Origin of the sequence: Pseudomonas rossensis (genome assembly GCF_039888995.1) — a bacterium.
GTDB lineage: Bacteria > Pseudomonadota > Gammaproteobacteria > Pseudomonadales > Pseudomonadaceae > Aquipseudomonas > Aquipseudomonas rossensis.
In genome coordinates this window covers 20,171-29,886 of the sequence record NZ_JBBWCB010000073.1, presented here as the reverse complement: position 1 = coordinate 29,886, position 9,716 = coordinate 20,171, and the positions used below count along the sequence as shown (strand labels likewise).

The window sequence follows — 9,716 nt, the reverse complement described above, 5'->3', positions numbered from 1 at the left end:
GTGGGTCAGTTCCAGTGCCCGAGCGAGACGCATAAAAAAATCCGATGCCAGTACAGGCATCGGATTTTGATTTCTTGCGGCCAAAGGTCAAGCGAGAAGGCTTAACTGATCGGCATTAGCCTTCGGGGCTCCGTTTTTTTTGGTTTTTCAGTTACACCGAGGTGCGCCTATCGCGAGCTTGCTCCGGGCGGCGTTCCGACGATGGCGCCTTCAAGCTCACCCAATTTCTATGCCCAAAACCTCAATCACCAAGTCCCCCGCCGGCCGCTTCCACAGCACTTCATCCCCCACCTGCACGCCCAACAACGCCCGCCCCAGCGGCGAGCCCCAGTTGATCAATCCGCTGGCGGCATCCGCCTGATCCTCGCCCACCAACTGCACGCGTTGTTCGTTGCCCTGTTCATCGGCGAACGTCACCCAGCCGCCAATCTGTACCTTGTCGGTCGAGGAGTCCGGGATGACTAACTGGGCGCTTTGCAGTCGTTGATTGAAATACCGCCAGTCACGCTCGAGGTCAGCCTGGCGCTGCTTGTCGGCCAGTTCACCTTTCGCACTTTGCTCATTGAGCAGGTTTTGCACCTCGGCAAGTTTCGCCTGAAGCTGCGCAAGCCCGGCGGGCGTGACGTAATTGGGCTGCGCACTGACCTGCCGTTCGACGGGCTGATCGGCTTGCGCGGCGGCGTTATCTTCATTGACGAAGGCACGACTCATGGTGTTCTCCCGTTATAGGGTTTGGGCCATGGTCGCAGGCTTTTAGTTTCGACAGATATCTGTCAGCGACTTATTGCGAGCGAAAAGCACGAGCGGCGTCCTGATCCTTCTGCTGCTGCCAGGCTTTTTCGCGCTCGTCCCAATGGTGGCTGCGATAATCCTCACGGTCCTCGCTTTCGCGCATTGCCTGACACTGACGGAAGCCATCGCTCCAGCCCTCGGCGTACTGCTTGTCCGTGAGGTAACGCGGAACGTTTTTACGAAACTCTCCGGTGATTGCCCCCGCCGCTTGCCGGCCACTGCTGCAACCGTCATCGAAGCCATCGGCGAATGCCGGTGGATAACCCTTGGCGATCAGATCCTCGTGGGTCGTCTGGCAACCCGCGATCAACATCAGCAAACCCACCACACCCACGCAACGCCACATCTCAGACTCCCAGACCGTCAACGGCCTATAGGGGAAGTCTAGGAGTGGATTCGTGAGCGGGATGTGAAAGAAAGATCAAAAGATCAATAGTGATACCACTTCACCTCAAGCATCACTTCGTTCTCGGGCGAAGCCAGGTGGCTGAATTCTCGCTGGGCACTCAGGCGCAAACCCAGGTTGCGCGACAATTCCCACTGCTGATTCAGACTCACGCTACGGCGCACTTCGCCATTGGTGAAAAAATCGCCCTTGGCTTCCAGGCTGAGGTTACCCAACGGGTTTTTCCACAGCAAACCGCTGTTGAAGCCCGCCGCCGGGGCGATGAAGCCGGCAAAGTCGTTGTTGTGTTCAATGCGCACGGTGCCCAAAGCAAAGCCGAGCATGTCGTCGCCCAGTTGCCAGGTCCCGCCGCCACCACCATTGACGTGGCTGACCAGGGTTTCGTCGTCATGCTTGCCCGGCACGCGCTCCAGGCCGCCGGTGACTTGCCACGAGAGTGGTTGCAACAATTCATTGCGCGGGGTCAGGGAGCGGATGGTCGCCAGGTCCAATTGCTGCAACTGCCAGTGATTGCCTTCGTACTGGCGCAGTTTCATTTGCAGGATTTCAATCTGCGCGCCGAGGGGGAAGCTCTCGGCGTTGTCGTTGAGGTCGTGATAAGCCATGCGCAAGCCATACTCGCCAAACGCCTTGTCGCCTCGAGTGCCGATGCCGGCCTGCCAGGTGCGCGATTCATGGCCGTCCTCAGGCAGGCCGGGTTGCGGGATGTCCAGTTCCGGCGCGGGGTTCTGGTTGATCGCCCGCAGAAGTTCGAAACTGCGCTGCGCCCGTTGCGGATCACGCTCCTGGCCGTTGGCGCGGTAGCGCTCCAGGCGATAGGCGGCGTCGATGATCAACGCCTGACGATCCTTGGGTTGAGCCTTGAACGCCGGTTCCTGCAACTGCTTCTGATCGGCACTGACTTTCAGCACCCACTCCTGTTCTGAATGGGTCAACGGCTCGGCGCGGCTCAGCAGTTCACGTTCGCGAGACGGTCGATACTGAATGGATTCCACCAATCCGGCTTCTTTCACCGCCTTGACGGTGTCGGTAGGAATTGCGGTCAGCGGGAACTGTTCGGTCAATCGCAGGCTTGGGCGGGCTACTTGCAGCAATTCCAGCAGACGATAAGAGCAGTTTTCGTCGAAGAAAAAATAGTCGAACTGGATCTGCTTGAGCTCCCAGACGTGCTCGACCATGCGCTCGGTTTCTGCCTGGGTCAGGTTCAGGCGGTATTCCCACAGATCGCGATTCTCGAGACTGCGGTATTCCGAGAGTTTTTCTTGATACGGCACCAGCGCAAACAGACCAGGATAGCCGCCCATCAAGCCTTTCCAGGCATACAGGATGCTATTGTCCGAGCCTTCAATGTACGCGCCGAAGTTGATCGCATAACTGAGCAGGGCGGTTTGATCGCTCTGCACATTGGCCTGGTCGATGCGCAGCAACGTGTGGCCAAACATCGATGATGGACTGTTCAGATACGCCGCCGGGAAAATCATCACCGCACTGTGGGGCGAAACATCCTTGAACCATTGCTTGAATTCAGTGCAGGGAAGCTTTGGCAGATCGGTCAGGTTGAGCTGTGCTTTGAGCCAGCGGGTGCGGGCCGGGTAGACGCATTGCGCATGTTTTTCACCGGCACTGGCCGGGGCGTACAGCGCTTGCACGGTCGCCGTTAGTTCACGGTCAGGATGTTCATTGCCGTCGGCGGCGAGGAAGAATTTCTTGTCGCTGACATAGCTGCGCCAGCCGCCGAGTTTGGCGGTTTCGTAGTGACCCAGGGAAATCCAGAAGGGGTCATTGGCCAGTTGCTGCAAACGTTGATTGTCGATTTTGGGCGTGGCAGACAGCGGGGCGCAGACACAGAGCGCCAGCCAGGCAAGGCGTTTGAGCATAGTGGGCAACTTAAGTCGAAAGAAACAAAGACCCAGCGCGGTTGATGCCATTTGTCTGTAGGAGCTGTCGAGTGAAACGAGGCTGCGATCCTTTGATCTTTAAAAGCAAAGATCGCAGCCTCGTTTCACTCGACAGCTCCTACAGTTGAATGACATTACCCAAAGAGGGTCAGGTTCAAAAAACAAAACCCGCTCCCCGAAAGAGAAGCGGGCGGGTCGAGCTTAAGCTTGAGTGGCGTACTTGGCCAGACGAGGATCGCTCTTCAGAACGGCCAGGGTGTTGGTATGCACGTCGTCAGCGGTCACATCAGCCTTGCTGAAGATCTGCTGGAAGTGCTCATGAGTGACGGCGGCGAAATGCGCACGGTCTTCCGGCGCCACGCCCAGTACCACAGCGTAAGTGGTCAGCGCTTCGCCCTGACCCTTGGCCATGTCTTCGGACAGCTCGTTCATCATGCCATTCATGGCAATCCAGGATTTGCCGCCATAGGTCAGCGACGCATTGGTCGAGCAACCGTTGGTACCAGAGGTCATACCGAAAGTTGCGTTGCCGGAAGTGCCGTTGGTGGTGGATGCCAGGAAGTGAGCCGGGGTGCCACGCTGACCTTCGAACAGCATGTTGCCCCAACCGCAATCCGGGCCGCCTGGCGCCTGAGCCATGGCGTTGATGGATACAGCGGTGAAGAGAGTACCGAGAAGAATCCGTTTCATAGCTTTGTTCTCTTTATGTGCATACCAATGGACAAGGGGTCTGGCCCAATCCGGCGCCAGTGGGCCAGTTATTAATCCAGCCGCGCAGTTTGGAGTTTAGGCACGATCCCGGGGTTCCGTGATTTTTTGCAAAACATTCGTTGAAAACATTGATTTGGCCCCGGCCCACCTAGGGATGCCGCTTTGTCTATGCTTTGGCTAGAGGCGCGCCTTGCAAGTGAGGTATGGGCAGCGCCAGAATGCCGCTATCTGCCCCGCCTGATGTAAGGAAGCCCGATGCCTGATCCTGTTGCTGCCAGCTTGCGTCTAGCGCCCGAAGCGCTGACCCGTCCGTTTTCCGCTGAACAGTTCAGCTTCTCTACCACCAATGATTTGGAGCCCTTCCGCGGTGTGCTTGGCCAGGAACGTGCGGTCGAAGCCTTGCAGTTCGGTGTGGCGATGCCACGCCCCGGTTACAACGTATTCGTCATGGGCGAGCCCGGCACCGGCCGGTTTTCGTTCGTCAAACGCTACCTGAAAGCCGAAGGCAAACGCCTGCAGACCCCGGCGGACTGGGTCTACGTCAACAATTTCGATGATCCTCGCGAACCTCGTGCCCTGGAATTGCCATCGGGCACCGCCGGCGCCTTTATCGATGACATCAACGGCTTGATCGACAACCTGCTGGCGACTTTTCCGGCCGTGTTCGAGCACCCGTCCTACCAGCAGAAGAAAAGCGCCATCGACCGCGCCTTCAACCAGCGTTACGACAAGGCGCTGGACGTGATCGAGCGCCTGGCGCTGGAGAAGGATGTTGCGCTGTACCGCGACAGCACCAATATCGCCTTTACGCCGATGAGCGAAGGCAAAGCCGTGGACGAAGCCGAATTTGCCCAGTTGCCGGAAGCCGATCGCGAGCGTTTTCACGACGACATTTCGTGGCTGGAAGAACGTCTGAACGAAGAACTCGCCAGCCTGCCGCAGTGGAAGCGCGAGTCGAGCAATCTACTGCGCCAGCTCAACGAAGAAACCATCACCCTGGCCTTGCAACCCTTGCTTTCTCCGTTGTCGGAGAAGTATGCGGAAAACGCGGCGGTCTGCGGTTACCTGCAAGCCATGCAGGTGTACTTGCTCAAGACCGTGGTCGAGCAACTGGTGGACGACAGCAAGACGGACGCCATCGCCCGCAAGCTGCTGGAAGAGCAATACGCGCCGAGCCTGGTGGTCGGTCATCCGTTCAGCGGCGGTGCGCCAGTGGTCTTTGAGCCGCACCCGACTTACGAAAACCTGTTCGGCCGCATCGAGTACACCACCGATCAGGGCGCGCTCTACACCACGTATCGACAGTTGCGTCCGGGTGCGCTGCACCGCGCCAACGGCGGCTTCCTGATTCTTGAAGCAGAAAAAATGCTCAGCGAGCCGTTCGTGTGGGATGCGCTCAAACGCGCGCTGCAATCGCGCAAACTGAAAATGGAATCGCCGCTGGGCGAGATGGGCCGTTTCGCCACCGTTACCCTTACGCCGCAACATATTCCGTTGCAGGTCAAAGTCGTCATCATTGGCGCCCGACAGCTCTACTACACGCTGCAGGACCTCGATCCGGACTTCCAGGAGATGTTCCGCGTCCTGGTGGACTTCGACGAAGACATCCCGATGGTCGACGAAAGCCTGGAGCAGTTCGCCCAGTTGCTCAAGACCCGCACCTCCGAAGAAGGCATGGCGCCGCTGACCGCTGATGCGGTGGCGCGTCTGGCGACTTACAGTGCTCGCCTGGCTGAGCACCAGGGGCGTTTGTCGGCGCGGATCGGTGATCTGTTCCAACTGGTCAGCGAGGCGGATTTCATTCGCCAACTGGCCAGTGACGAAATGACCGACGCCGGGCACATCGAACGTGCGCTCAAGGCCAAGGCCACGCGGACCGGGCGTGTCTCGGCGCGGATTCTCGATGACATGCTGGCCGGGATCATCCTGATCGACACGGATGGCGCGGCGGTGGGCAAATGCAACGGGCTGACAGTGCTGGAGGTCGGCGACTCGGCGTTCGGTGTGCCGGCGCGGATTTCCGCCACGGTCTATCCGGGCGGTAGCGGCATCGTCGATATCGAGCGCGAGGTCAACCTCGGTCAGCCCATTCACTCCAAAGGCGTGATGATCCTCACGGGGTATCTGGGCAGCCGATACGCCCAGGAATTCCCACTGGCGATTTCCGCGAGTATTGCCCTTGAGCAGTCCTACGGTTACGTCGATGGGGATAGTGCATCGCTGGGCGAGGCTTGCACGCTGATTTCGGCGCTGTCGAAAACCCCGCTCAAGCAGTGTTTTGCGATCACCGGCTCGATCAACCAGTTCGGTGAAGTGCAGGCGGTGGGCGGGGTCAACGAGAAGATCGAAGGCTTCTTCCGGCTCTGCGAAGCCCGCGGGCTGACCGGTGAGCAGGGAGCAATCATTCCCCACGCCAACGTTGCCACGCTGATGCTCGACGAAAAAGTGCTGACGGCGGTGCGCGCGGGGCAGTTCCACGTCTACGCCGTGCGCCAGGCTGATGAAGCCTTGAGCCTGTTGGTCGGCGAGCCAGCCGGTGCGCCGGACGCCGATGGCCAGTTCCCTGAAGGCAGCGTTAACGCGCGGGTGGTGGAACGCTTGCGGGTCATCGCAGAAATGATCAGCGAAGAAGACCTCAAGGAAGCCGAGAAAGAAGCTGCGCAGGAAGCACTGGTCGAGGCCAAACCGGCTTGATACAAACCTGAGGTCGCCTCAATCCCCTGTGGGAGCGAGCTTGCTCGCGATAGCGGACTGTCAGCCAACAGAGATGTTGAATGTCAGTGCCTCATCGCGAGCAAGCTCGCTCCCACATTTGACTTGGGTGAATCACAAAAAAGTGCCATCAGTCTGGCGTCAATATTCACACAATGACCATTCGGCGCCTTCTGGTCTCACTTGACGTGCTAGTCAAACTTTTCTTCTATTCTCAGCTCAAGGATATCGACAGTAATCACTGGATCGAGACAGCCCTCCCGTGGGGGCTGAATACCGGATCTACCGAGGGTCGCCGCCATGTCGCGCAACCTCTGCCTCACCCGTCAATGCCTGGGCCTTGTGACCCGTATCGAGTGTGCCATCCGCCCATTGGCGGGGGATACGGGCATGTGGACCTTACTCTTCGCCGCCGGAATGGCCGGCGAACAACCTTCTGCCATCAAAGCCCAGGGCCCGTTTCATGGTCCCTTTGTGGCTGAGTCGATCCTCGACACCATCGTTGAAAGTCTCACCCTGCACGGCTATGAGCTGGCCGATGATCCGCAAATCTGGTGCCTGCACCTGCAAGCTCAGCTGCGGGAAATCAATGGTGGCCGCTGCCGCAACCTTGGAGGTTTCGAGTTTCGGCCCGAGCACTGAGCAGGCTATTGAGCAAGGTTGGACGTGTCCGCCTTGTCGAGTTTGACCTCGAAGCCATATTGCACGGTGGAGAGATCGGTACGTTGATAGGTTTCCAGACGGGCAGGCTGCCCGTAGAAATAATGCACCCCCAATAATGCCGCGCCTTCTGCGCTCGCATCGTGGCTGACCGAAAGAATCTCCTTCAGATAATTGCCGCTGTCGTCCTTGGCGAAGAAACGCCAGTCCTGGGCGGGAAACTGCTTCAGATCAACCACCAGCGCATTGCCTTTGAGCACCAGCCCTTTGGGCAACTGGTGGGCGTCGATGGTTTTCTTTTCGACGGTGGCGAGAAACAGCGGCATGGAGCCCACCGCGTAAGCCGGGGTTTCTGGAAACAGGTTCAAGTCGTAGGTGATGGTGCCGCGCAGGGAATCGACCTGGTAAGCCTCAGGCGGCAATTCGATCGGCTCATCGCGTTTGCCGTTACCGTCCTCGGTAAAGAAACTGACCGGGCTCTCACCGGGGTTGAAGGAGGTGCCGAGCAAATCATCATTGAAGCTTTTGCGGTGATCGAACTCGATACGCGCGGCGCTGGGGTCTTCGACCGACTGACTGATGCTGACGCTCTTTTTCAGTTGTTCCTCGCCAAGTGTGGCGCCCTTGAGCCAGATCGGGGCCTGGTCGTCGTACACCACCACCGGCAGCGTCAGTGGCTGGATGGTCTTTTGCGTGGTGTGTGGGTCGAAGCGAAGTACCGGCAGGTTCAGGTCCTTGCGGGTCACGGTGGCGGTTGAAAAGTCCAGTACGCTGACCTCGAGGGTTTCGATCGGCCCGTTGAAGTACACCTTGGAATACTGGTGGCTCTGTTGCTTCTCGAAGGCGCGCTGTTCTTCCTCGATCTGTTTTTCGAAACTCTCGCTCCAGGCTTTCTGCTGTTGCATTTTCGCCAGTTGCTTTTGATAGAAGACTATTTGTGCGGAGGTTTCGTTGATCGAGCCTGAGCGCGAGAGAAATTGCCCGGTGCTGTCCTTGGCCTGGACGATCAGCGGGTTCAACGGTGTTTCGCTGACCTCGGGGGCCAGTGGCGCGCTGTTGTTGAATTCGATTTCGGCGAAGTTGTTTGCAAGGTTCAGCAGGGTCACGCTGAGGTTGTCGTTGGTGCGAGTCTGGCCAACGTCCTTTTTCGTCAGGTCGAAGCTGTAGAGCCGGCGCGGCGCGATGACTTCCACCTTGCCTTGCAGGCTCACCGGTTGTGGCTGGTTCTTGTTTTCGACATCCAGGCCATCGATGAAAGGGTAGGTCACCGTCAGGTCGTCGGGGTTGGTCAGGTTTGAACTCGATGGGCTCAGTTGAATGCCGGGATCGGTTTCTGACCATTCCGGCTGAAACGGGATGACGCGTTTGTTGCTCAAGGTCACCGATTGCCATTCAAGACTATGGGGAAAGAGAAACGCGACCGGAATGTTGAAGTTGAAGGGGAACACCGGTTGCAGATCGGTCAGATAGTCGGAACTGGAGTCTTTGTGCAGCACGAACAGACCGTTGATGTACGTGTCGACCAAGGCTTGGGGCGTCGGATAGTGCTTGAGGATGGCGAGGGCGTCTTCGCCATACTCTGTTTCCACCGGTTTGCTGTCGAGCTTGAGTTGCGCACGCTCGAGCAACAACAGTGAGCCGCCGAGTTCAGCCACGGCATCCTTGAGTTTCGGATCCTGAATCGCATCCAGAGACTTCTCGAACTGCGCAGTCTTTTCCTCGAGGCTGACCTGGCGCTTCTCATCGCTGGGTGAGCAGGCGCTCATCAGCAAGGCCAGGCAAATACCGGCGCTCGTTAAAGGCAATCGCACATCCATTTCCCGTCTTCCTGTCCGATGTTGCTGAGCTGTCAATGCTTTGGACACTAGCAGAAAAACCTTGTCACACACGCGCAGGTTGCGGATTTTTCGACGGTTTCTGGCTGCTTCTGGGTATAGACAGGCGGCTGGTATACTCGCAGCCATTTCCAACCCCACGTGTGAGAGTCAATGGAACGCTTTATCGAAAATGCAATGTACGCCAGCCGCTGGCTGCTGGCGCCGATCTACTTCGGTCTGTCCCTTGGGCTGCTGGCCCTGGCGCTGAAATTTTTCCAGGAAGTGTTTCACGTCATCCCTAACGTATTCTCGATGGTCGAGTCGGAACTGATTCTGGTGCTGCTGTCGCTGATCGACATGGCGCTGGTGGGCGGTTTGCTGGTGATGGTGATGATTTCCGGTTACGAGAACTTTGTTTCCCAGCTGGATATCGACGAAAGCAAGGAGAAACTCAACTGGCTGGGCACCATGGATTCTTCTTCGCTGAAGATGAAAGTGGCAGCCTCCATCGTGGCGATTTCGTCCATTCACCTGCTGCGGGTTTTCATGGACGCCCAGAACCTCGATCCCGAGCATTTGAAGTGGTACGTGATCATCCATATGACCTTCGTGATTTCGGCGTTTGCCATGGGTTATCTGGATAAGCTGACCAAGCACTGATCGCTTTTTATCGCTATACCAAACCGCCTGTCTGTTGCGAAACAGACGGGCGGTGTCGTT

8 protein-coding genes are annotated in these 9,716 nt (G+C 57.9%); 3 read left to right on the top strand and 5 right to left on the bottom strand.

Features of this window, described 5'->3' with window-relative positions; translation table 11 throughout:
- Positions 1-216: 216 nt before the first annotated feature.
- The 4 genes from WLY71_RS19040 to WLY71_RS19025 form a co-directional block, all read right to left on the bottom strand.
- Entirely contained in the window at positions 217-711 is a 495-nt protein-coding gene (locus tag WLY71_RS19040; RefSeq protein WP_347804766.1) for a GreA/GreB family elongation factor, read from the bottom strand.
- Positions 712-781: 70 nt separating this feature from the next.
- Positions 782-1,138: a hypothetical protein gene (locus WLY71_RS19035; protein ID WP_347804765.1), complete on the bottom strand. Its 357-nt coding sequence runs from the start codon at positions 1,136-1,138 to the stop codon at positions 782-784.
- Positions 1,139-1,221: 83 nt separating this feature from the next.
- Positions 1,222-3,075 carry an Lnb N-terminal periplasmic domain-containing protein gene (locus WLY71_RS19030; protein WP_347804764.1) on the bottom strand — a complete coding sequence of 618 codons (1,854 nt, stop codon included), beginning with the start codon at positions 3,073-3,075 and terminating at the stop codon, positions 1,222-1,224.
- 222 nt (positions 3,076-3,297) lie between these two features.
- Complete coding sequence (locus tag WLY71_RS19025) at positions 3,298-3,786, bottom strand: DUF3015 domain-containing protein (protein ID WP_008154254.1); 489 nt, start codon at positions 3,784-3,786, stop codon at positions 3,298-3,300.
- Between the two features lie 276 nt (positions 3,787-4,062).
- On the opposite strand from WLY71_RS19025, the gene WLY71_RS19020 reads away from it, so the two are divergent.
- Both WLY71_RS19020 and WLY71_RS19015 read left to right on the top strand, forming a co-directional pair.
- Complete coding sequence (locus WLY71_RS19020; protein WP_347804763.1) at positions 4,063-6,501, top strand: Lon protease family protein; 2,439 nt, start codon at positions 4,063-4,065, stop codon at positions 6,499-6,501.
- 318 nt (positions 6,502-6,819) lie between these two features.
- Complete coding sequence (locus tag WLY71_RS19015; protein ID WP_347804762.1) at positions 6,820-7,161, top strand: PA4575 family protein; 342 nt, start codon at positions 6,820-6,822, stop codon at positions 7,159-7,161.
- A 5-nt stretch (positions 7,162-7,166) separates the two neighbouring features.
- Here WLY71_RS19015 and WLY71_RS19010 read toward each other — a convergent pair whose 3' ends face one another.
- Positions 7,167-8,996, bottom strand: a complete 1,830-nt coding sequence (locus WLY71_RS19010) for a hypothetical protein (RefSeq protein WP_347804761.1) — start codon at positions 8,994-8,996, stop codon at positions 7,167-7,169.
- 171 nt (positions 8,997-9,167) lie between these two features.
- Here WLY71_RS19010 and WLY71_RS19005 point away from each other — a divergent pair, with 171 nt between their 5' ends.
- Positions 9,168-9,656, top strand: coding sequence for a TIGR00645 family protein (locus WLY71_RS19005; protein WP_347804760.1), 489 nt, complete (start codon positions 9,168-9,170; stop codon positions 9,654-9,656).
- Positions 9,657-9,716 lie beyond the last annotated feature (60 nt).